The organism is Actibacterium mucosum KCTC 23349 (assembly GCF_000647975.1).
Taxonomy (GTDB): Bacteria; Pseudomonadota; Alphaproteobacteria; order Rhodobacterales; family Rhodobacteraceae; genus Actibacterium; species Actibacterium mucosum.
Map to the genome: position 1 here is coordinate 349,373 of NZ_JFKE01000005.1, position 21,875 is coordinate 371,247.

The 21,875-nt window shown below is 65.0% G+C and carries 22 protein-coding genes and 1 riboswitch; of the genes, 11 read left to right on the forward strand and 11 right to left on the reverse strand.

Annotation, left to right across the window (positions count from 1 at the left end; genetic code table 11):
• Window positions 1-3 precede the first annotated feature (3 nt).
• Both cobW and ACMU_RS13650 read right to left on the reverse strand, forming a co-directional pair.
• A complete protein-coding gene (gene cobW, locus ACMU_RS13645; RefSeq protein ID WP_035260456.1) occupies window positions 4-1,101 on the reverse strand; it encodes a cobalamin biosynthesis protein CobW in 1,098 nt (365 codons plus the stop codon).
• Window positions 1,098-1,472 (reverse strand): DUF1636 family protein, encoded by a 375-nt coding sequence (locus ACMU_RS13650; RefSeq protein WP_035260680.1) that lies wholly within the window; start codon window positions 1,470-1,472, stop codon window positions 1,098-1,100. The genes cobW and ACMU_RS13650 overlap by 4 nt, the downstream gene beginning before the upstream one ends.
• Before the next feature lie 97 nt (window positions 1,473-1,569).
• Window positions 1,570-1,779: riboswitch (cobalamin riboswitch) on the reverse strand.
• A gap of 37 nt (window positions 1,780-1,816) precedes the next feature.
• Between ACMU_RS13650 and cobO the strand changes: the two genes are divergently transcribed.
• From cobO to ACMU_RS13665, 3 genes are all read left to right on the forward strand, one after another.
• The gene (gene cobO / locus ACMU_RS13655) at window positions 1,817-2,425 is read left to right on the forward strand and encodes a cob(I)yrinic acid a,c-diamide adenosyltransferase (protein ID WP_035260458.1); all 609 of its coding nucleotides are present in this window, start codon (window positions 1,817-1,819) and stop codon (window positions 2,423-2,425) included.
• Between the two features lie 29 nt (window positions 2,426-2,454).
• Window positions 2,455-3,276: a metallophosphoesterase gene (locus ACMU_RS13660; protein ID WP_051588339.1), complete on the forward strand. Its 822-nt coding sequence runs from the start codon at window positions 2,455-2,457 to the stop codon at window positions 3,274-3,276.
• Between the two features lie 151 nt (window positions 3,277-3,427).
• Complete coding sequence (locus ACMU_RS13665) at window positions 3,428-4,891, forward strand: cobyric acid synthase (RefSeq protein ID WP_035260461.1); 1,464 nt, start codon at window positions 3,428-3,430, stop codon at window positions 4,889-4,891.
• On the opposite strand, the gene cobD is transcribed toward ACMU_RS13665, so the two are convergent.
• Genes cobD through ACMU_RS13685 form a run of 4 tightly spaced genes read right to left on the reverse strand, consistent with a single transcriptional unit; the run spans window position 4,888 to window position 8,168 of the window.
• On the reverse strand, window positions 4,888-5,856 hold the full coding sequence (cobD, locus tag ACMU_RS13670) for a threonine-phosphate decarboxylase CobD (RefSeq protein ID WP_035260462.1): 969 nt from the start codon (window positions 5,854-5,856) through the stop codon (window positions 4,888-4,890). The two genes, ACMU_RS13665 and cobD, sit on opposite strands and share 4 nt — an antisense overlap.
• Before the next feature lie 13 nt (window positions 5,857-5,869).
• Window positions 5,870-6,784: an adenosylcobinamide-phosphate synthase CbiB gene (gene cbiB, locus ACMU_RS13675; protein ID WP_035260683.1), complete on the reverse strand. Its 915-nt coding sequence runs from the start codon at window positions 6,782-6,784 to the stop codon at window positions 5,870-5,872.
• 17 nt (window positions 6,785-6,801) lie between these two features.
• Complete coding sequence (locus ACMU_RS13680; RefSeq protein WP_051588340.1) at window positions 6,802-7,593, reverse strand: hypothetical protein; 792 nt, start codon at window positions 7,591-7,593, stop codon at window positions 6,802-6,804.
• Window positions 7,590-8,168 carry a histidine phosphatase family protein gene (locus tag ACMU_RS13685; RefSeq protein WP_035260464.1) on the reverse strand — a complete coding sequence of 193 codons (579 nt, stop codon included), beginning with the start codon at window positions 8,166-8,168 and terminating at the stop codon, window positions 7,590-7,592. Before ACMU_RS13685 ends, ACMU_RS13680 begins: the two co-directional genes overlap by 4 nt.
• Window positions 8,169-8,211: 43 nt before the next feature.
• Between ACMU_RS13685 and cobU the strand changes: the two genes are divergently transcribed.
• The 3 genes from cobU to cobS are packed head-to-tail and all read left to right on the forward strand — an operon-like array spanning window position 8,212 to window position 10,458.
• Window positions 8,212-8,736, forward strand: a complete 525-nt coding sequence (cobU, locus tag ACMU_RS13690) for a bifunctional adenosylcobinamide kinase/adenosylcobinamide-phosphate guanylyltransferase (RefSeq protein WP_035260467.1) — start codon at window positions 8,212-8,214, stop codon at window positions 8,734-8,736.
• Complete coding sequence (gene cobT / locus ACMU_RS13695) at window positions 8,717-9,727, forward strand: nicotinate-nucleotide--dimethylbenzimidazole phosphoribosyltransferase (protein WP_035260470.1); 1,011 nt, start codon at window positions 8,717-8,719, stop codon at window positions 9,725-9,727. The genes cobU and cobT overlap by 20 nt, the downstream gene beginning before the upstream one ends.
• Window positions 9,724-10,458, forward strand: a complete 735-nt coding sequence (gene cobS / locus ACMU_RS13700) for an adenosylcobinamide-GDP ribazoletransferase (protein WP_035260472.1) — start codon at window positions 9,724-9,726, stop codon at window positions 10,456-10,458. The genes cobT and cobS overlap by 4 nt, the downstream gene beginning before the upstream one ends.
• Here cobS and ACMU_RS13705 read toward each other — a convergent pair.
• A complete protein-coding gene (locus ACMU_RS13705; protein ID WP_035260474.1) occupies window positions 10,455-10,817 on the reverse strand; it encodes a winged helix-turn-helix transcriptional regulator in 363 nt (120 codons plus the stop codon). The genes cobS and ACMU_RS13705 overlap by 4 nt on opposite strands.
• Before the next feature lie 185 nt (window positions 10,818-11,002).
• Between ACMU_RS13705 and nadA the strand changes: the two genes are divergently transcribed.
• The 4 genes from nadA (at window position 11,003) to ACMU_RS18860 (ending at window position 15,573) form a co-directional block, all read left to right on the forward strand.
• Window positions 11,003-12,052: a quinolinate synthase NadA gene (gene nadA, locus ACMU_RS13710; protein WP_035260476.1), complete on the forward strand. Its 1,050-nt coding sequence runs from the start codon at window positions 11,003-11,005 to the stop codon at window positions 12,050-12,052.
• Between the two features lie 38 nt (window positions 12,053-12,090).
• Window positions 12,091-13,632: an L-aspartate oxidase gene (locus ACMU_RS13715; RefSeq protein WP_407636997.1), complete on the forward strand. Its 1,542-nt coding sequence runs from the start codon at window positions 12,091-12,093 to the stop codon at window positions 13,630-13,632.
• A complete protein-coding gene (nadC, locus tag ACMU_RS13720) occupies window positions 13,629-14,477 on the forward strand; it encodes a carboxylating nicotinate-nucleotide diphosphorylase (protein ID WP_035260478.1) in 849 nt (282 codons plus the stop codon). The genes ACMU_RS13715 and nadC overlap by 4 nt, the downstream gene beginning before the upstream one ends.
• A 100-nt stretch (window positions 14,478-14,577) precedes the next feature.
• Window positions 14,578-15,573: an AraC family transcriptional regulator gene (locus ACMU_RS18860; RefSeq protein WP_051588341.1), complete on the forward strand. Its 996-nt coding sequence runs from the start codon at window positions 14,578-14,580 to the stop codon at window positions 15,571-15,573.
• A gap of 1 nt (window position 15,574) precedes the next feature.
• On the opposite strand, the gene ACMU_RS13730 is transcribed toward ACMU_RS18860, so the two are convergent.
• On the reverse strand, window positions 15,575-16,486 hold the full coding sequence (locus tag ACMU_RS13730; protein WP_161635683.1) for an ornithine cyclodeaminase family protein: 912 nt from the start codon (window positions 16,484-16,486) through the stop codon (window positions 15,575-15,577).
• Between the two features lie 81 nt (window positions 16,487-16,567).
• The gene (gene glyA / locus ACMU_RS13735) at window positions 16,568-17,863 is read right to left on the reverse strand and encodes a serine hydroxymethyltransferase (protein ID WP_035260481.1); all 1,296 of its coding nucleotides are present in this window, start codon (window positions 17,861-17,863) and stop codon (window positions 16,568-16,570) included.
• A 183-nt stretch (window positions 17,864-18,046) separates the two neighbouring features.
• Between glyA and ACMU_RS13740 the strand changes: the two genes are divergently transcribed.
• The gene (locus tag ACMU_RS13740; protein ID WP_035260484.1) at window positions 18,047-18,814 is read left to right on the forward strand and encodes an NAD kinase; all 768 of its coding nucleotides are present in this window, start codon (window positions 18,047-18,049) and stop codon (window positions 18,812-18,814) included.
• Between the two features lie 57 nt (window positions 18,815-18,871).
• On the opposite strand, the gene ACMU_RS13745 is transcribed toward ACMU_RS13740, so the two are convergent.
• Window positions 18,872-20,254 (reverse strand): sigma-54-dependent transcriptional regulator, encoded by a 1,383-nt coding sequence (locus ACMU_RS13745; protein WP_035260485.1) that lies wholly within the window; start codon window positions 20,252-20,254, stop codon window positions 18,872-18,874.
• A complete protein-coding gene (locus ACMU_RS13750) occupies window positions 20,251-21,783 on the reverse strand; it encodes an ATP-binding protein (protein WP_152544620.1) in 1,533 nt (510 codons plus the stop codon). The genes ACMU_RS13745 and ACMU_RS13750 overlap by 4 nt, the downstream gene beginning before the upstream one ends.
• Window positions 21,784-21,875 lie beyond the last annotated feature (92 nt).

A 21,875-nucleotide genomic window follows, 5' to 3' on the forward strand; every position in this document is an offset into this window, starting at 1 on the left:
CGGTTACTCGGCCGCCTCGGCCACAACGCCAAGGGCGGCGTGGATTTTGGCGGTTACGATGTCGTCATGCTGACCAATCACCACCAGTCGGCCCTGCCGCGCCTCGTCGGGCTTCCAGGGCCGGTCAAACTGATGGCGCACCCGCGCACCAACCGCCTGAACCAGCAGGCGCATCGGCTTTCCGGCCACAGCGGCATAGCCTTTGACCCGCAGGATGTTCAGGTCGTTGGCCATCGCTTCGATGGCGGTAACCAGCTGCGCGGGGTCGGTGAGTTCGGGGATGTTGACAACGATGGAGTCGAAATCGTCGTGATCATGGTCATGGTGGTGATGATGGTCGTGGTCGTGGTCGTGATGGTGATGATGATGCGCCTCGTGATGCGAGGGGCGGGCGTCGATGTCATCCTCGGCGGCGGCCTCCAACCCCAGGATCACGCGGGGGTCTACCGCGCCTTCGGCCACTTCGACCATCGGCAAGGCCCGCGGGGCGTGATCGGCAATCATCGCCTTGGCTTTCGCCACCCCGTCGGCCCCGGCCAGATCGGGCTTGGTCAGCAAGATGATATCGGCACAGGCGATCTGATCCTCGAACACCTCGGACAGTGGCGTTTCGTGGTCCAGGCTGTCGTCGGCCTCGCGCTGCGCATCCACGGCGGCGACATCGGGGGCGAACCGCCCGGCGGCCACGGCCTCGGCATCGGCCAGGGCGATCACCCCGTCCACCGTGATGCGCGAGCGGATATCGGGCCAGTCAAACGCCTTGAGCAACGGTTTCGGCAGGGCCAGCCCCGAGGTCTCGATCAGGATATGCTCGGGCTTGGGATCCAGCGCCATCAAGGCCTCGATCGTCGGGATGAAATCATCGGCCACGGTGCAGCAGATACACCCATTGGCCAGTTCCAGGATGTTCTCGGCCGGGCAATCGGGGATCGCGCAGGATTTCAAAATCTCGCCATCCACCCCGACATCGCCGAACTCGTTCACCACAATCGCCAGCCGCTTGCCTTGCGGGTTCTGCATCAGGTGGCGCACCAGCGTGGTCTTGCCCGATCCAAGAAAGCCGGTGATCACGGTGACAGGGGTTTTTGACAGATCGGTCATTCGGTAGCCTCCAGCGGGGGAATGCGGGCGATGCAGTTCTTGCGGAAATGTTCGGGGCGTTCGCGCCACGGCACCAGCCCGTCAGCTGTCGCGGCATAGCGCGCCGCGCCCTCGGCCACGATGTCGGGGCCGGTCTCTTCGGTCAGGTTGCCATAGACATAGGTCCACCGTTTCGGCCCGCCACGCAGCACCACCGAACAGCCGCTGTCACAGTTCGACAGGCATTCAACCCCCTTCAGTTCAACGTTGTCGGGCAGGTTCGCCGCGCTCAACCGGTCCAGCATCACCGCGCCGGGGCGCGGCCCCTCGGCATCGGTTGGCTGACCGCGCCGGCAGGTCGTACAGACCAGAAGTTCCACAATTTCAGTCATCTTCATTCCTTTATCGGCCCAAAGGCCGGGATGAAGACGGAGGGCAGATGGCGGGCAAGCCGGGGCCGGACCCGTCACCGGAACACCCCGTCCGGTTCACGTATCGTCGTCACTGGCAGGTCTCCCGGCTTGCGGATGTCCAAGCGGTGGCTTGGGCGGCGTCCCGGCCTTCCCGGCATCTTGCCAGTGGCGAGGGGGGCCTCTCCGGTCACGGTCGCGGGGGCGGCTGCGCTTGGGGCCTTTGGGGCCCGTGTTGCATTCCCTTTTCACCTGCCATGTGGCAGGAACCAGTGCAGAACCGAATGCGCCGAAGGGCGCGCCCTTGTCAAGCGCAGAGAGTTTTCATGGACGATATCGACGCCCGCCACAAAGCGAAAATGCAGAAAATCAAGGCCGCGCGCGACAAGATGATGGCCACCAAGACCGAGGAAAAGGGTCTGATCATCGTCAATACCGGCCCCGGCAAAGGCAAATCCAGCGCCGGATTCGGCATGATCATGCGCTGTATCGCGCATGAGATGCCCTGCGCCGTGGTGCAGTTCATCAAGGGCGCGATGGCCACGGGCGAGCGTGATTTCCTCGAAACCCATTTCCCTGAGGCCTGCAAGTTCTATGTCTCGGGCGAGGGGTTCACCTGGGAAACGCAAGACCGTGCCCGCGATATTGCCAAGGCCGAAGCGGGCTGGGAACTGGCCAAGCAGTTGATCCGCGACCCCGCTAACCGCTTTGTTTTGCTGGATGAAATCAACATCGCGCTGCGCAACGACTATCTGGATATCGACGATGTGGTCGGCTTTCTGCTGACCGAAAAGCCCGACATGACGCATGTCTGCCTGACCGGCCGCAACGCCAAACCCGAACTGATCGAGGCCGCCGATATGGTGACCGAGATGACCCTGCTGAAACACCCGTTCCGCGACGGCATCAAGGCGCAGGCGGGGGTGGAGTTCTAGATAAGCCTTTGTAAGTAAAAGAATTTCCCATGAGCGTGAAAGTCAAGGAATGGCACCTGTCGTTGCCGTGTTGGCACGGCCCCGAGATGCGGGTCGTCATGGTGGCCGATCTGCATGCCTGCTGGCCCTGGATGTCGGTGGCGCGGGTGCGGCGAATTGTTGAGCAGGCCCAAGGGCTTGGCGGTGATCTGATCGCGCTGATGGGGGATTATCCGGGCCATGTGTTTCCGGCCACCAGGGTCTCGGCCGATGCGGTGGCCGACGCTTTGGGCGCGCTGCACGCGCCGCTGGGCGTTTACGCGGTGTTTGGCAATCACGATTGGCGCGACGACCCCGTCGCGCAGGCCGAAAACCAGGCCGAGACCTTTTGGCACCGGTTGCTGGCGGTGCAGGGCCTGAAGGTTCTGGAAAACGCGGCGGTCGAAATAACGCATAAAAATCAGGATTTTACCCTGGCCGGCTTGGGATCTCAGCGGTCGCATTACCGCAAGAAAATCCCGGTATTCGGGCGCAATTACGGCCATGGCATCGACGACCTTGGCAAGGCGCTGAAAGGTACATCGCGGGACCAGTTCACCCTGCTTTTGGCGCACGAGCCGGATGTATTTGCCACGCTGCCCGACGGGGTGGACCTGACGCTGAGCGGTCATACCCATGGCGGCCAGATCCGCCTGCGCAACCGCGCCTATGTGGTGCCCTCGGCCTTTGGCGAACGCTACGCCTATGGCCATGTGCATGAAAACGGGCGCGATCTGGTGGTGTCGGGCGGGTTGGGCTGTTCGGGGATCCCGGTGCGGATCGCGATGCCGCCCGAGCTGACGGTGGTGACCATCCGGTCTGGCGATGTTTAACGGGGATTTTAAACTTTGAGCCCGGGGCCAAGGCCGCAGTTTAAACTTTTGGCTTCCCCCGCCGCGGGGGCGCCGCCCGGCGGGCGGCGCGGTTACGGAAGTTTAACGGATGGGTTTGCGCGGCAGGCGCGGCGCGTTAGAAGAGCCGGCGATGACTGATCCAAAATCCAACCGCGCGCTGATGATCCAGGGCACCGGCTCGAACGTGGGCAAGTCGATGCTGGTGGCGGGCCTGTGCCGGGCTGCGGTGCGGCGCGGGCTGCGCGTGGCGCCGTTTAAGCCGCAGAACATGTCGAACAACGCGGCCGTGACCGAGGATGGCGGCGAGATCGGCCGGGCGCAGGCGTTGCAGGCGCGGGCCTGCGGGGTGGCGCCGCATACGGACATGAACCCGGTTCTGCTGAAGCCCGAGACCGATATGGGCAGCCAGGTGGTGGTACAGGGGCAGCGGCTGACCACGGTGCGGGCGCGCGACTACAAGGCGCTGAAGCCGCGGTTGATGACCCATGTGCTGGAAAGTTTCCACCGCCTGAAGGCGTCGCACGATCTGGTGATCGTCGAAGGCGCGGGCAGCCCGGCCGAGGTCAACCTGCGCGCCGGTGATATCGCCAATATGGGGTTCGCGCGGGCCGCCGATGTGCCGGTGATCCTGACCGGAGATATCGACCGCGGCGGCGTGATCGCGCAGATTGTCGGCACGCAGGCGGTGATCGACCCGGAAGACGCGGCGATGGTTGCGGGCTTTATGGTGAACAAGTTTCGCGGCGACCCGTCGCTTTTCGACGATGGCTATGCCCTGATCGAGCGCCACACCGGGTGGCGCGGGTTTGGGGTGCTGCCGTGGTTCGACGGCGCGCATCGGCTGCCCGCCGAAGACGCGCAGGATCTGGGCGCTGCGCGCGGGACGGGCGGCTTTCACATCGCGGTGCTGACGCTGTCGCGGATCGCCAATTTCGACGATCTGGACCCGCTTTCGGCCGAGGCCGGGTGCCGGGTAACCATGGTGCGCGCGGGGCAAGCCGTGCCGGGCGACGCTGATCTGGTGATTATCCCCGGCAGCAAGTCCACACGCGGCGATCTGGCCTTTCTGCGCGATCAGGGTTGGGACGTGGACCTGGCCGCGCACATGCGCCGGGGCGGGCGCGTCTTGGGCATTTGCGGCGGCTACCAGATGCTGGGCACCGCCGTGCATGACCCTGACGGAATCGAGGGCCCGGCAGGCAGCACACCGGGGCTGGGGCTGTTAGAGGTGGAAACGGTCATGACCCCGGCCAAGGCGCTGCGGCAGGTGCGGGCAGTACATGTGCCAACCGGCCAGCCCATGCGCGGTTATGAGATCCATATTGGCCGCACGGATGGCCCTGATTGCGCCCGACCCTTTGCCAGGGTCGATGGCCGCGACGAGGGCGCGATGCGGGCCGATGGGCGCGTCGCTGGCAGCTATTTGCATGGTATGTTCAGCGATGACAGCTTTCGCTCGGCCTATCTGTCAGGGATGGGTGCCCCGAAGTCGGACCTGCAATTCGAAGCCGGGGTCGATGCGGTACTGGATGATCTGGCCACCCATGTCGCGACACATCTGGACGTGCCGGGCCTGCTGTCGGTGGCGCGTTAGGTCAGGGCCTTTTCCAGCCGCGCCCAGTTGGCGTCGCCATCGGTCAGGCCCAACCGCATCCACCCTTTGGAGTAAGGGAAGACACGCGACCAGATGTGATGGTGCGCCAATTGCCTTTGCGTGGCCACTGCATCGCCGGTGTCGTAAAGCCGGAACAGGGTCGTGCCGCCTTTGACCACCCACCCGGCCCTGGCCGCCAGACCGTCCAGCCGTTCGGCATCTGATGCAAGGCGGTTGATGGTCCGGCCCCGCCATGTCTCGTCGGCATAGGCGGCCAGTCCGATCTGAACCGCCGCACCGGATACCGGCCATGGCCCGGCCATCTCGGCCAGTTTCGCGATGTTGGCTTCCCCACCGATGGCAAACCCCAGCCGCAGACCGGCAAGGCCGAAGAATTTGCCAAACGAGCGCAGCACCACAATTCCGCGTGTGTCCTTGGTGAGGTGCGGGGCAACGGACAGGCCCGGGTGCGGCTCGGCAAAGCTTTCGTCGATGATCAGCAGGCCGGTGGCGCGGGCCAGGTTGCGCAGATCGGTAGGGGTGTGGCGTTGCCCGTCGGGGTTGTTGGGGTTCACAACCACGGCAAGGTCCGCACCTTCGAGTGCAGACAGGGTCTCCACCGTCTCGACCCGCCATCCCGACTGACGCAGGCTGGCGGCGTGTTCGTTATAGGTTGGGCCCAGAACGCGCGCGCGGCCACGCATGGCCAGTTGGGGCATCAGCTGAATCGCGGCCTGCGCTCCGGCAAGCGGCACCATGGGCGCGGTGGTACCAAAGGCCCGGGCGGCGGTTTCGGTCAGCGCCGCAAGATCAGCTTTTGTGGGCAGGGCGGTCCAGGCGCGGGCAGACAGTTCGGGCACCGGAAATGGGCGCGGGTTGATCCCCGTCGACAGGTCGATCCAATCGCCCGGCGCGCCGCCAAATTCAGCGATGGCCGTATCCAGATTTCCACCGTGATCACGCATGATCACTCCTCTGTCAGATTGCGGCGCAAATGACCAGAGCCAGCGCGCACAGGGCCGTTGCCCGTGTGAACAAGCGCAGGCCCTGCGCCATTTTTACCGCGTCGGGGTCGGGGGCATCGGCGTTCAGCCAGGGCTCGTTGGTTTTCCCTTCGGCATAGGTGCGGGGGCCGGACAGGCGGCAGTGCAACGCACCGGCCATGGCGCTTTCTGGCCAGCCCGCGTTGGGCGAGCGGTGATGGCGGGCATCGCGCCGGACGATGGGCCAGATAGCCGCGGGGCGGCCCGCGGCCAGCATGATCAGCCCTGCCGTCAGCCGCGCGGGGATCAGGTTTGCCACATCATCGATCCGGGCCGCGGCCCAGCCGAACCGCTCGTGTCGCGGCGTGCGATGTCCGATCATGGAGTCCAGCGTGTTGATCGCCTTGTAAGCCGCGATGCCGGGCAGCCCCGCGACCGCGCCCCAGAACAGCGGTGCGATCACCCCGTCCGAGGCGTTTTCGGCCAGGCTCTCTAACCCTGCGCGGGCAATGGCGGGGGTGTCCAGCTGTGCCGGGTCGCGGCCCACGATCATCGAGACAGCGTGGCGTGCGCCGGGCAGGTCCCCGGCCGCCAGCGGCCGAGCAACGGCGGCCACATGGGTATGCAACGAGCGGGCCGCGACCAGGGGCCAGGCCAGGGCACCGGTCAGGACAACACCCCAGATGCCGCCGGGCAACAGCCCGCTTAGGGCGATGGCAGGCACGGTCGCGGCGGTGATCACCAGAAGTGCCGCAAAGGTGCCTTTGGCGCGGCTTGCATGGCCTGCGCCGTTCAGGCGTTTGTCCAACACCGAAATCAACGCGCCGATCCATGTCACCGGGTGACCGATCCGGCGATAAAGCCAATCGGGCCATCCCAAGAGGGCGTCCAGCAGCAGGGCGATGGCCATGGCGGCGCAGAAACCGGTCACGTGGGCCCTCCGGTGGTGAAATGCCTTATGTCGCGCAGCCCGGCACGGGTCAGGCTTTCATCGATGCCCGCCGGCACCGTGCCGGGTTCAAACACCAATCCGCGGGCCGCGCCGGTATGGGCGCGGATATGGCCAAGGGCGCCTGTGGCGTCGGCCAAAGCGGACATCGGATCATCCGCGGGGCCACGCAGCGCCGTGGTACGCTGGGCTGAAAGGGCCGCAATCGCGGCAATATCCGGCAGGGTTTTGGCGTTTTGCCACCGGTCCCAGAGGTCTGAAATGTCGGGAAACCCGTTGTCGGTGGGGTCGGTCGGTTGGGCGGGGCCGTAGAAACCACCGACGATCTTGGCCACGGGCACGGCCGGGGCCGGGGCAATGACCCGCCCCTCGCGCGAGGCCCAGAGAACGCGATCGGGCGCGGAAAGCATCAGCGGGTCACTGGCCCCTTCGGCAGCGATGCAGGCGGCGGGCAGGGCGTCCGTCTGAGCGCCCGCGATCCGGGCAAGGGCGACCAGGGCGCCGGTGGACATGCCGGTGCCCATGCCCGGGGTGCAATCGGGCGCAAGGTCGATGCGGCTGGCAAGCCGGGTGCCGAGGCCATGCAGGAACGCGGTGGCGCGGTCCGTGGCAATCAGCGCGGCGGCGTCATCGGTCAGCCCTGCCGGGCCGGGCATCAGGCGCGCAGTCACACCGACCCCGGTGCAGGGCAAGGTAACCAGAACCACCGGGCCGTCGGGGCCAAGCCGGCCTTGCAGCCACTCGCCAAAGTGGCCAGCCACACGGATCATGCCGCGCCCTCGTTCACCGACAGAACAGCGTAGGATCCGTCCGGGAACCGGCGCAGGCGGGTCAGGGACAGGGTGCCGATATCGAAGGCCAGCCCGACGGGGATATCGCCCAGAGCCAACGCAAGGGCCGCCCGGATGACACCCGCATGTACGACAAGGATGCTGCTTTGCGAAACCCCGGTCAGCGCTGGCGCGGCGCGGGCGCAGAGATCGGCAAAGCTCTCACCCTCTTGAGCGCGATGCTGCGCCAATTCAGCGCGGCTGAGCGGACCAAGATCGGGGATATCGGCAACGGGCGCGCCGTCAAGCACGCCAAAATCCTGCTCCCACAGCCGGGCATCGACGCTTGGTGCACGACCGGGCCAAAGGGCCTCGGCGGTTTGAACGCAACGTCGCGCGGGACTGGATATCAGGGGCAGTTCGGGGGTGGAAAGGCGGGATTGCAGTGCCGCGACCTGTGCCGAACAACCTTGCAGCAAAGCCCCGACATCGGTGCGGCCACAAAGCCGCCCTTGGGTGTCGGCCGGTGCGTGGCGGATCAGAAACAGGTCACAATATGCCGCAGGCCCGGTCAATCCATCTTTCCTTTGCTTGCGCTTTCTGCTTTCTCACGGATCCATGGGAAAGTCGATACTGGTCACAGGCGGGGCAAGGTCCGGCAAGAGCGCGATCGCCGAGCGGCTGACGCTGCAATTTGGCGGGCCGGTGGCGTATATCGCCACGGCGCAGGCCTGGGATGACGAAATGGCCGAGCGGATTGCCGAGCATCAGGCGCGGCGTGGTCCTGAATGGCGCACGGTCAACGCGCCGCTGGACGTGGTGGGCGCGCTGTGGCGCACCGATGGTGTGCCGCGCCTGCTGGATTGCCTGACGATGTGGCTGTCGAACCTGATTCATGACGAGCGCGACTGGCGGGCCGAAGGTGCGGCCCTGGTGGCGGCCCTGGCCGAGCAAAGCGCGCCCGTGGTTCTGGTAACCAACGAGGTCGGCGGCGGCATCGTGCCCGAAAATGCGCTGGCGCGGGAATTTCGCGACGCGGCGGGTGTGCTGAACCAAATGGTGGCGGCGCAATGTGATACTTTGTATTTGGCCGTTGCTGGCCACCCTTTGAAGGTGAAACCGAATGACGACTTCGCAATTTGACCTGTCAACGCTGGCCGGATTGGCCGCCACGCTGCCCGGTGTGGACCAGACCGCCCGCAGCGCGGCGACGGACCGGCAGAACCAGTTGACGAAACCCCCCGGCGCGTTGGGCCGGCTGGAAGATCTGGCGATCTTCATGGCCGGGTGGCAGGGGACGGAGAAACCGGTGATCAACACCGCGCAGGCGTTGGTCTTTGCCGGAAATCACGGCGTTTGTGCACAGGGCGTGAACCCGTTCCCGCAAGAGGTCACCGCGCAGATGGTGGCGAATTTTGAACATGGCGGTGCAGCAATCAATCAGCTGTGCCGTGCCGCGGGCGCAGACCTTTCGGTGATCGCGCTGGAGCTGGACCGGCCCACCGGCGACATCACTCAAGGCCCCGCGATGGGCGCCGAAGATGCGCAGGCCGCGCTGGACGCCGGTGCGGCGGCGGTGAACCCCAGCGCCGATATCGTGCTGTTGGGCGAGATGGGGATCGGCAATTCGACCATCGCCGCGGCGCTGGCCAACGCGGCCTTTGGCGGTGCGGCTGCCGACTGGGTTGGCCCGGGCACCGGGTCGGATGCCGCGGGTGTGTCGCGCAAGGTTGCGGTGGTGGAAACCGCGGTGGCGCGCCATGCGGGCTTGTCGGGCGCGGGCACGCTGGCCGCGCTGGGCGGGCGCGAGCAGGCGGCGATCTGCGGCGCGATTCTGGCGGCGCGGGCGCAAGGCATTCCGGTGCTGTTGGATGGTTACATCTGCACGGCGGCGGCTGCGCCCTTGCATATGGCTGATCCGGCGTTGCTGGATCATTGCCTTGTGGCGCATCAATCGGCCGAGCCGGGACATGCGATGCTGCTGAAGGCGATGGGCAAGACGCCGATCCTGCAATTTGACATGCGGCTGGGCGAGGGCTCGGGCGCGGCGCTGGCGCTGAGCGTTTTGCGCGCGGCGCTGGAGTGCCATAACGGCATGGCCACCTTCGCCGAGGCCGGGGTGGCGGGCGGATGAGCCGGCATGCCGAACTGCACGCGGCCCTGATGTTGCTGACCCGGCTGCCGGTGAAACCGGTGGGGGGCGAAACCCCGTCGATGGCCGACAGCCGCTGGGCCTTTCCGCTGGCGGGCGCGGTGGTGGGGGCAATCAGTGCGCTGGTGTTCTGGTTGGCGGGGGTTCTGGGGCTGGGCCCGTTTGCGGTCGCGTTACTGGCCATTGGTGCGGGCGTTTTGGCCACCGGCGGGCTGCACGAGGATGGCCTGGCTGATCTGGCCGACGGGCTGGGTGGCGGGGCCACCAAGGACCGCAAGCTGGAGATTATGCGCGACAGCCGGATCGGCAGCTATGGCGTGCTGGCGCTGATCCTGTCGCTGGGCCTGATCACCGCAGGGATTGTCGAGGCCGCGCCGGTATTCTGGGCGTTTATCGCCATTGGCGTCGCCAGCCGTGCGGCAATGGCGGCGGCGCTGATCCTGTTGCCGCCGGTGCGCGACGACGGGCTTGGCCATGCGGCGTCGGGCGGCAGGGCGGATGGAACAATCATGGTGATCGGCGCAATGGCGGCGCTGGCATTGCTGCCGCTGGGGTGGTCTGCGATTGTCGTGGCCGGGGGCGTGATCCTTGGCGCCGGGGTTGTGGCGCGCCTGGCGATGAAACAACTGGGCGGGCAAACCGGAGACGTTCTGGGTGCCACACAAAAAGCCGCGGAAATCGGTGGCTGGCTGGCGCTGGCGATGGTCTGTTAGGCGGCCGTTTCTTTTTCAGCTTCCCGCGCCGCGCAAATGTCCATACCGACCTTGGCGATCGCCTCGATCGCGGGGACAAGGCGGTGGCCGAATTCGTTCAGGCTGTATTCCACCGAAGGGGGCGAGGTGTCCAATACGCGGCGGTCCACAACGCCGTTGGCCTCAAGCTCTTTCAAACGGGTGGTCAGCACCTTGGGCGAGACCTGCGTGATCGAAGATTTCAGCTCGGAAAACCGCATCGGGCCGTGAGACAGGTTCCAGATGATGCTGGGCCCCCATGCGCCGCCGATGACCGACAGGCATTCCAGCAGCGGGCAGCCACCGGTTGAACTGGGTTTCGCCGTCGTCTGTTTGGCCATGCGTCAGGTCCCGTTCGGTTGGATGGCTGTATAGGTATCCATTGGTAAGCTTGTTTACAATGGTAGGCTTGTTCACCGGTTCGTTATTTTGCCAAATGGTCGAAAAACCCTTGATTTTAGGGCTGGTTTCCACGTTCGGCAGGGATTAAGTTGCGCTTCAGCTTTAACCAAGGGGGGGCATTTTCATGCTGGACCTCACTGCCGCACGGGCAACTCTTTCCGAACATTACGATCTGTCGCCGTCCCTGACGCTGGCCGAAGAGATGGGGGAAACCTATGGGCGCATGTCGCGGGTGGTCTCGCCAGCCGACTGGGCGATCTATGCGCCCTATGTCCGCGCCATCAATCAGCTGAAGGCCGAACGCAACGCCGTCGTGCTGGCCCATAACTATATGACGCCGGAAATCTTCCACGGTATCTCGGATGTGGTGGGCGACAGCCTGCAACTGGCGATCGAGGCCACCAAGGTGGATGCCGATGTGATCGTGCAATGCGGCGTGCATTTCATGGCCGAGACGTCAAAGATCCTGAGCCCCGAAAAAACCGTGCTGATGCCGGATATGGCGGCGGGCTGCTCGCTGGCCGAAAGCATCACCGCCGAGGGCGTGGCCGAGATTCGTGCCAAATATCCCGGCGCGCCGGTGGTCAGCTATGTGAACACCACCGCCGAGGTAAAGGCCGCGTCCGACATCTGCTGTACCTCGGCCAACGCGGTGCAGATCGTGGATGCGATGCCCGGCGACACGGTGATCATGACGCCCGACCAGTTTCTGGCGCAGAACGTGGCGGCGCAGTCGAAGAAAAAGGTCGTGTGGTGGGAGGGGTCGTGCATCGTGCACGAGCTGTATACCGCCGAGGATCTGCGCGCCTATCGCGAGGCCGACCCGGATGTGAAAATCATCGCCCACCCCGAATGCACACCCGCCGTGGTGGCCGAGGCCGATTTCACCGGCTCGACCAGTGGCATTATCAAATGGGTGCATGACAACAAACCGGCCAAGGCGATGCTGGTGACCGAATGTTCGATGGCGTCGAATATCTCGGACGAGCTGCCCGAGGTTGAGTTCGCCAAACCCTGCAACATGTGCCCCTATATGAAGAAGATCACGCTGGAAAAGGTGTTGTATGCCTTGCACACCATGACCGGCCAGGTCGAGGTGGACGCCGCCGTGGCCAAGGATGCGCGCCGCGCCGTGCAGCGGATGATCGACCTGTCGCAGGAGCTGGGCCTCTGAGCACCGCCGCCGCGCAGGATACCGGGCGCGTCCTGATTGTGGGCGCGGGGCTTGGCGCGCTTTACGCGGCGCTGAAACTGGCGCCGCGCCCGGTGCTGATGATCTCGCCCGATCCGCTGGGCCAGGGGGCCAGCTCGGCCTGGGCGCAGGGCGGGGTGGCCGCGGCGATGGACCTGGGTGACAGCCCCCGGTCGCATGCCGATGACACGGTGGCCGCCGGTGCGGGGCTGGTGGTGCCGGATATCGCACAACTGGTCACCGCCGAGGCGCGTGATCATATTCTGGACCTGACCGCGCTGGGCACGCCGTTTGATCGCACCGATGGTGGCGATTACGTGCTGTCGCGCGAAGCCGCGCACAGCTATGCCCGCGTGGTGCGGGTGAAGGGTGATCAGGCCGGTGCCGCAATCATGGCGGCGCTGATCGAGGCCGTACAAAAAACCCCCTCGATCCAGGTGGTCGAAGGCGCGCTGGCGACCGAATTGCATGTCGAAGGCGGCCGGGTCCGTGGCGTTTGGATCAGCAGTTCCGCCCCCGGCGGTTCCACCCCTGTGTTAATGACAGGTCCGGCGGTGTTGCTGGCTGGTGGCGGTTCGGCCGGGCTTTATGCCGTGGCCACCACGCCGCCGCGTATTCGCGGGCAGGTGATCGGCATGGCCGCGCGGGCCGGTGCACGGATCGCCGACCCGGAATTTGTGCAGTTCCACCCCACCGCGCTGGATGTGGGCGAGGACCCGGCGCCGCTGGCGACCGAGGCGTTGCGCGGCGAAGGCGCGGTGCTGGTCAATGCCGAGGGCGCGCGGTTCATGACCGGCCTGCATCCCGATGCCGAGCTGGCCCCGCGCGACGTGGTGGCGCGCGCCATCTTCGACGAATGGCGGGCCGGGCGGCGCCCGATGCTGGACACGCGCGCGGCAATTGGAGCCCGGATTGTCGAGCAGTTCCCAACCGTTGCCAGCGCCTGCGCACGTCATGGGATTGATCCTGTGACCCAGCCGTTCCCCGTTGCCGCCGCCGCCCATTACCACATGGGCGGGGTTGAAACCGCCCCGAATGGGCGCGCATCGCTGCCCGGTTTGTGGGTCTGCGGCGAGGCCTCGGCCACGGGGCTGCACGGGGCGAACCGGCTGGCTTCGAACGGGCTGTTGGAAGCATTGGTCTATGGCCGCATCACGGCGATGGATATCTCTGCTGAATTGCCCGAGGGCATGGCCGCCCCGACGCTTGCCATCGCGTTCGAAGGGGCACCGGCCTGGACCGCGCCCGAGGCCGATACCGCCGCGCTGCGAAAGGTCATGACCCGCGATGTGGGTGTTTTGCGCGATGCAGAGGGCTTGAAGGCCGCATTGGTCGCGATCGCACAGCTTGAGGCGCGCAATGTCGAGGTGCCCAGCTTTGTCAATATGTGCGCCACGGCCACGCTGATTGCGGCGGCGGCCTTGCAGCGTCAGGAAAGCCGCGGCGCGCATGCCCGCACCGATTACCCGGACCCGTCGCCAGAGACGCCGGAACGTACCCATATCACCCTGCAACAGGCGATGGACATCCGCGCCGCCGCCGTGAACGAGGTTCAATCATGACCCTGCAACCGCTGCCCGATTTCGTCATCGAACCCATGGTGCGCAACGCGCTGGCCGAGGATCTGGGCACCAATGGCGACATTACCACCCGCACGGTGATCCCGTCCGGCACCACCTATCGCGCGGCGATCCGGGCGCGCGAGGCGGGTGTGGTTTCGGGGATGCAGGTGGCACGGATTGCCTTTGCCTTGGTGGATGCGGGGTTGCAGGTGGACACTCTGTTGCCCGATGGCAGCCCTTGTGCGCCGGGTGACGTGCTGATGCAGATCGCGGGCGACGCGGCCGCCATTTTGTCGGGCGAGCGCGTGGCGCTGAACTTTGCCGGGCGGCTGTCGGGCATTGCCACGATGACCGCCGGGTTCGTGGCCGAGACAGCGGGCACCAAAACCCGCGTGACCTGTACCCGCAAAACCACGCCCGGTTTGCGCGCGGTGGAAAAGCAGGCGGTGTTGCATGGCGGCGGGTTCAACCATCGGTTCGGCTTGTCGGACGCGATCCTGATCAAGGACAACCATATCGCCGCCGCCGGCGGGGTGAGCGCGGTTCTGAACGCGGTTCAGGCCCATGCCTCGCACATGATGCGGGTCGAGATCGAGGTGGATACGCTGGACCAGCTGGCCGAGGTTCTGGCGGTGGGCGGCGCCGATGTCGTGCTGCTGGACAATATGGACACGGCCACCCTGACCCGCGCGGTGGCGATGGTGGATGGGCGGCTGGTGACCGAGGCTTCGGGCAACATGCGCCGTGCCCGCATCGCCGAGGTGGCGGCGACCGGGGTGGATTACATCTCGGCCGGGGCGCTGACACATTCGGTTTCCACGCTGGACCTGGGCCTGGATTTCTAACAATCCGCGCCAATACGCTTGCCGATGGCGCAATCCATGTTGCAATTCGCGCCAATCTGTTCATATCCTGAACACCCAGTTTTTCGCCGGTGGAGGGAACATGGCGCGGCAATTCCGATACAAGATTGCTCCTGCAATCGAACAGGTCTGCACCTATTTCGATCTCAACAAACCCGCGCTTCTGCGCCATGCAGGGGTGCCTGCAGATGCGTTGGATGACCCATCCAAGGGGTTGACCGAGGCCCAGTTCTTCCGCGTGTGGCAAGGGATGTTCGAGGTGTCGGATGACCCCGATCTGGCGGTGAAAATTGGCAAAAGCTTTGCCCGAGCCGTGACGATTCCCGCCGCGCTGGCCTATTGTGCCAGCCGAAATGTGGGCGAGGGCGTGCGGCGGCTTGCAGATTTTAAACCGCTGATCGCCCCGGTCGCGCTTGAAACCGCCACGACCGAGCGCGGCTTTGAGATTACGGCGGTGTTTGCCGGTGGCCGCATTGCGACGCCGTCGATGGCCATGTTCGAAATCGTTTACCTGACCGAGATGATGCGCAATTCGGTGCTGCCGCAACTGGACCCGCTATCCGTCAGTATGCCACAGGCCGGCGCCGCCACAACGGCGGCGCGTTCGTTGCTGAATTGCCCGATTCGTGAAAGCCGGAATATCGAGATCGTGTTGCGGCACAGCGACGCCACGCTGCCGCTGATCTCGGCCAATGCGGATTTGCTGGACCAGGTGCAGATGGACCTGAACCACAAGATGGGTCAGCAGGACGGGCAGGCGCTGACCTCGGAACGGGTGAAATCCGCACTGGTAGAGCTTCTGCCAGCGGGCAACCCAACGATCGAGGCTGTGTGCGAGCGGTTGGTGATCACCCGGCGCAGCCTGCAGCGCAAGCTGAAGATCGAGGGCCGGTCGTTCCAGGAATTGCTGAGTGAAACGCGCGAGGCGATGTCACTGAAATACCTGCGGTCGGGCGAGATGAGCGTGGAAGAGATCTCGTACCTGTTGGCCTATCGCGACCCGAACTCGTTCTATCGCGCCTTTCACGGCTGGACGGGCATGACCCCGGCCGAAGCACGTCGGGCGGTATTGCAATAGTTTAGCCGGGTAAAAGCCCCTCGGCGCGCAGGATCAGTTCGGCGGCGGCGGCGTCTTCGACAGCCAGCCCGCCCGACATGAACACCCGCACCCGGCCGGTGGGTGCGGCGGTGGTCCCGGCCAGAATCGCGCCCATCTCGACATCGGCTTGTCGTTCGGTGGCCAAAAGGTCGCCCGATTCGGCGTTGCAGCCCGCGACGCTGTCGGCCATCACACCATGGGCCAAAAGGCTGCTATCCAGCTCGCGCCAGCCGGGCAGGGGGGCGCCGACGCTGACGACCAGCGCGCCATCGGCGATGTGGTGATCAAACAGCACAGGTGCGCGGGCCGAGGTGCAGGCGATGACAATCTGCGCGTCCCGGGTGGCGGCATCGACGGTTTCGGCAAATTTCGCGCCTGAATCGGCGGCAAGGGCTTGCGCGTTGGCGGCGGTACGGCTGGTGACGACAATCTGCGCGCCGGGGTAGAGATGGCGGAACGCATCGATATGGGCGCGGCCCTGCACGCCGGCGCCGATGATCGCGATGCGGTTGGCCTGATCGACCACCCCGCGCGCCGCAGCGGCCGAGGCGGCGGCGGTGCGCAGCGTGGTCACCAGCGTGCCGTCGATCATCGCGATGGGAATGCCGGTATCGGCGGTCAGCGCGACGATCACGGCGTGATGCGTGTGCAGGCCCAGATCGGCATTGCCGGGGCAGAATGTCACCACTTTCACCGCCGCGATATCGCCAAACCGGGCGGGCATCGACAACATCACGCCGTCCCCGTCCAGCGGGGTGGAGCTGCGCAGCGGTTGCGGGGCCGAGCCGTCGGAAAACGCGATCAGGGCGCGGGCCATCTGGTCGATCAACGCGTCCGGCGTCAGGGCGCGGGCCACGGTTTCAGCGGGGATAAAGGGGGGTGCCTGGGTCATGGGCGCAGCTTTGCGGATGCGTGCCGCGCTGCCAAGCCCGAAAAGCATCGGGGCGCCCAATGGCAGGGCGCCCCGGTTTGATTACATGCCGTCGTAGAGGGGGAAGCGGGCGCAGAGCTCGGCCACTTCGGCCTTCACGCGGTTCTCGACCTCGGCGTTGTCGTCCTCGCCATTGGCGGCCAGCCCGTCGACGACCTGCACGATCCAGTCGGCGATCTGGCGGAACTCGGGCTCGCCAAAACCGCGGGTGGTGCCGGCGGGTGTGCCCAGGCGGATGCCCGAGGTGACAAACGGCTTTTCGGGATCAAACGGCACGCCGTTCTTGTTGCAGGTGATATGGGCACGGCCCAGCGCCTTTTCGGCGGCCTTGCCGGTGACGCCTTTGGGGCGCAGATCGGCCAGCATCAGGTGGTTGTCGGTGCCGCCCGACACGATGTTGATGCCGCCCTTCATCAGCTGATCGGCCATGGCGCGGGCATTGGCGACCACTTGCGCGGCGTAGTCTTTGAACTCGGGCTGCAACGCCTCGCCAAAGGCCACAGCCTTGGCGGCGATCACGTGCATCAGCGGGCCACCCTGCAGGCCGGGGAATACGGCCGAGTTGACCTTTTTGGCGATGGCCTCGTCATTGGTCAGGATCATGCCGCCACGCGGGCCGCGCAGCGATTTATGCGTGGTCGTGGTGACCACATCGGCATGCGGCAGGGGCGAGGGGTGCTGACCACCGGCAACCAGACCGGCGATATGGGCCATATCGACCATCAGATAAGCGCCAACCTCGTCCGCGATCTCGCGGAACGCGGCCCAATCCCACACGCGGCTATAGGCGGTGCCGCCGGCGACGATCAGCTTGGGTTTGTGTTCCAGCGCCTTGGCGCGGATCTCGTCCATATCCAGCATCTCGTCCTGCTGGCGCACGCCATAGCTGACCACGTTGAACCACTTGCCCGACATGTTCACCGGCGACCCGTGGGTCAGGTGACCACCCGAGTTCAGGTCCAGCCCCATGAAGGTATCGCCCGGCTGCAGCAGGGCCAGGAACACCGCCTGGTTCATCTGGCTGCCGGAGTTCGGCTGTACGTTGGCAAAGCCTGCCCCAAACAGCTCTTTGGCGCGTTCGATGGCCAGCTCTTCGGCCATATCGACGATCTGACAGCCACCGTAATAACGACGGCCCGGATAACCTTCGGCGTATTTGTTCGTCAGGACCGAGCCCTGCGCCTGCATGACCGCCTTGGAAACGATGTTCTCGGAGGCGATCAGCTCGATCTCGTCGCGCTGACGTTCCAGCTCAAGGCCGTTGATGCGGGCGATATCGGGGTCGCGTGTGGCCAGATCTTCGGTGAAAAAGCCGTTGTCACGGTGGGGTGCATTCATCTGACATCTCCTTAAGGGTGCCTTGGTGCCGGTTTCGTCCGGGCTTTTAAAGGAAATGTAACAGATGAAAAAGCCCCGATGGGTTGGAAATAGTTATGAATAGATTTCACCTTGGCGGGCTGCACGGTCTTGTCTTTCGCGGCGTGGCAGGCAAAGTCTGTTACAACGAATGGAGGCCGCACCATGCGCCAATGCGACAATATCGCCTTTCTGGCAAATGGCACCGAGATCGCCGAAGAGGCACGGCGGCATCTGTCGACCATGCATGGCGACGTGCCGCCCGAACAGGCCGATGTGATCGTTGCGCTGGGCGGGGACGGGTTCATGCTGCAGACGCTGCACGGCACACAGCATCTGGATACGCCCGTCTACGGCATGAATTGCGGCACGGTTGGGTTCATGATGAACGAATATGCCGAACCCCGTCTGATCGAACGGTTGCAGGCCTCGGAGGAGGAGGTGATTCACCCGCTGCGCATGCGCGCGATGGGGGTGGACGGCACCATGCACGAAGCGCTGGCGATCAACGAGGTGGCGTTGCTGCGCGCGGGCTCGCAGGCGGCCAAGTTGCGCATTTCGGTCGATGGCAAGGTGCGGCTCGACGAGCTGGTCTGCGACGGGGCGCTGGTGTCGACCCCAGCGGGCTCCACCGCCTATAACTATTCCGCCCACGGGCCGATTTTGCCCATCGGTTCGGATGTTCTGGCGCTGACGGCGATGGCGGCGTTCCGGCCGCGGCGGTGGCGCGGCGCCTTGTTGCCGTCAGGCGCGACGGTGCGCTTTGACGTGTTGCAGCCCAGCAAGCGCCCGGTGATGGCCGATGCCGACAGCCGCAGCGCCTGTAACGTGGTGTCGGTCGAGATCGCGTCCGAGCCCAACGTGGCCCATCGCATCCTGTTTGACCCCGGCCATGGGTTGGAAGAGCGCCTTATCCGCGAGCAATTTGCCTGATTTCGGCAGACCACCGTCCGGATAACCGCAAAGGATCGGCATCTAAATTTTTATCCATCAGGGCTTTTTCGCCCAGCTTTCGCGCTTGCGATAGATTGTCGAGGGTGACACATCCAGCACCCGTGCGGCGCGTGGCACCGACCCGCCGTGGCGTTGGATGGTCTCTTCGATCACCAATTGTTCGATCTCGGCAAGGGTTTTGCCCAACAACCCGTCCAGCGCCACGCGCGGCGGCGCGCCCACCATGGGGGCCGTGGGGGCGTGGCTCAGCGCCTCGGTCTCGTGGCGCAGGTCCAGTGGCAACATATCCTGCGTCACCAACGGGCCGTCATGCAGAACGATGGCGTGGCGCAGGACGTTCAGCAATTGCCGCACGTTGCCCGGCCATTCCAGTTGTTGAAACAATTGCTTGGTGGCCTCGTCCAGACCGGTGAAGGCGCGGCCTTCGTCGTTGGCGAACCGGGCGATCGACGCTTCGGCGATTTCGATGACATCATGGCCCCGATCCCGCAGGGGGGGCAGGTGGATCGGCACCACGTGAAGCCGATAGTACAGATCCTCGCGGAACCGACCGCGCCGAACCTCTTCCATCGGGTCACGGTTGGTTGCGCAGATGATCCGGACATTCACCTTGCGCGGCGTTGGCGCGCCGACGGGTTGTATCATCGATGTCTGCAGGAACCTGAGCAGCTTGGTCTGCAGGTTCAGGTCCATCTCGCAGATCTCGTCCAGAAACAGCGTGCCCCCATCTGCCACCGCCGCCGCGCCGGGCTTGTCGGCAATCGCGCCGGTGAACGAGCCCTTGAGGTGCCCGAACACCTCGGATTCCAACAGGTCGGACGGGATTGCCCCGCAATTCAACGGAACAAAGGGCCCATTGGCGCGGTTCGATTTCTCGTGCACGGCCTGCGCACAGATTTCTTTGCCCGTGCCGCTTTCACCGGTGATGAACACCGTGGCCATTGACCGCCCGACCGAGCGGATGCGGGCATAAACCTGCTGCATCAGGGGCGAACTGCCGACGAAGGTGCCGAACGCGCCGGGCGCCGTGCCGGGGCTGGTGGTAGGTTTGGACCGATTGCCGTCATCAAGGGCGTTTTCCACCGCGTTCAGAAAGCGTTGTTCGTTGAATGGTTTCAGCAGGAATTCATAGGCCCCGGCGCGCATCGCCTCGACCGCGCGGTTGATCGAGCCATTGGCCGTGACCACGATGACGTTTGTATCGGGCTTGATCTCCAGCAGGTCGCGCATCAATTCCTGCCCCGACCGGTCGGGCAGCATCAGGTCCAGCAGCACAACGTCGGGCGCGTGTTTCTGAAACAGGGCTGCGCCCTCTGCCGCTGTCGAAGCCGAGACAACCTCGTGTCCCGCGCCGCGCAAAACAGATTCGTACACCATCTGCAACGAGGCTGTGTCTTCGATCAGCAACAGTGGCTTCATGCGCGCTCCTCGCCGAAACGGGTTTCGTTTTGCTGGGCGAGCCAGTTGCGGATTTCGGCAAGATCGTCAACGGCACCTGGCGCAATCTTCGAGATAACCCCGTTGTCGTTTGAATTTGCCGCGTCATTCAATTGTTCGGCTTTGCCTTGCAGCGTCGATGATCCGACCGCCCCGGCCAAAGAGATCAGAACATGCGTGTGGGCCCGCATTTCGGCGTAGTCCATATTGGTCAACGCCCGTTCGATGCCCATCGATACCGTCGCGAAATCCTGTATCAGGCGCGACATCAACTCGCGCCCGTGGGCCTCGCCGGCAAGGGCGAGAAGGCGATCGAGGTGCAGGGTTCCTTCCAGCGCGGTTTGCTCGCACGCAACCTGGGGCGGTGTCCCGAACTTGGCCAGAAGTGCCGCGATGGCCTGGCCAAAGCTTTCCAAACTCATGATCGGCTTGGCCAGAATCGCATCGGCCCCGGCGTCATAGATCTGAGCGCGGTTCGACGACAGGACAAAAGCGGTCACCGCAAGGATCGGCAAGCGATCCGCGCCTTTGCTGGTTTCATCGGCGCGCCAGCTGGTGATCACGTCCAGACCCGACAGGCGGGGCATTTCTATGTCGACCAACGCCAGATCAATGGGCAGGCGCCGCAACAGGTTCAACGCCTGTTCGCCATCGGCGGCCACCATGCAGCGCGCGCCCAGAGTTTCCAGCATCTGGCGGATCAGCAGCTGGTTGGTCAGGTTGTCCTCGGCCACCAGCACGGTTTTCCCGGTCAGATCGGGCGGGGCATTTTCGGCAGATTGCAGCGAAACGCCGGGGGCCCAGGCGGTGCGGGGCAGGATGATACTGACCTGCGCACCACCGTCCGGCGCGTTGGCGATGTCCAGACGGCCGCGAATGCGGTCCACCAGTTCGCGCACGATGTGCAGGCCCATGCCCGTGCCCGGTGTCGCACTTGCGGCCGGGCGACCGCCCAGTTCAAACAGGCGCGCCAGTGCTTCGTCGCTGAAACCGCGCCCGGTGTCGCGCACGGTAAAGCGCAATGCCTCGTGGCTGTCCAAGGTAACGCCCAGCGTGACCACGCCCTTGGGCGTATGTTTCATCGAATTGCCAATGATATTGACCAACGCGCGTTCCAGCGCACGTTCCGGTGTGCCGATCAGTCGCGGCAGGTCGGCCCCCATTTTCAGGGTCAGACCCACGGGGTTGGCCGCACTGGTGGGCCATCGGTTGGCCAGCTCTTGCAGGAATTCGGGCAACTGGATCACGGCGGGGCCGGTGTCCGAGGGCAGCGCTTCGCCCGAGACCAGCGCAAGCACCTCGTCGCTGAGCCGTGCCAATTGCCGCGCCGCGCTTTGCACCGCGCGCAATTGCTGGGCCATGGCATAGTCCATCGACGACAGGTCAGACAGCTCTAGCCCACTGAGGATGTCCGAAATAGCGTTACGCATGTCGTGCCCCAATAGCGCCGCGCGGGTCTGTGTGACCTGCCGGTCGGGCGATTGGGGCATGGACATGTCAGGGTCACTCAATACACAGTCTCCGTGGTTTACCCTCAGTTGAGACCGAACGTCGGCACTCGTTAGGGTTGCAACTACACATGCTTACCACGACACGCGCACCA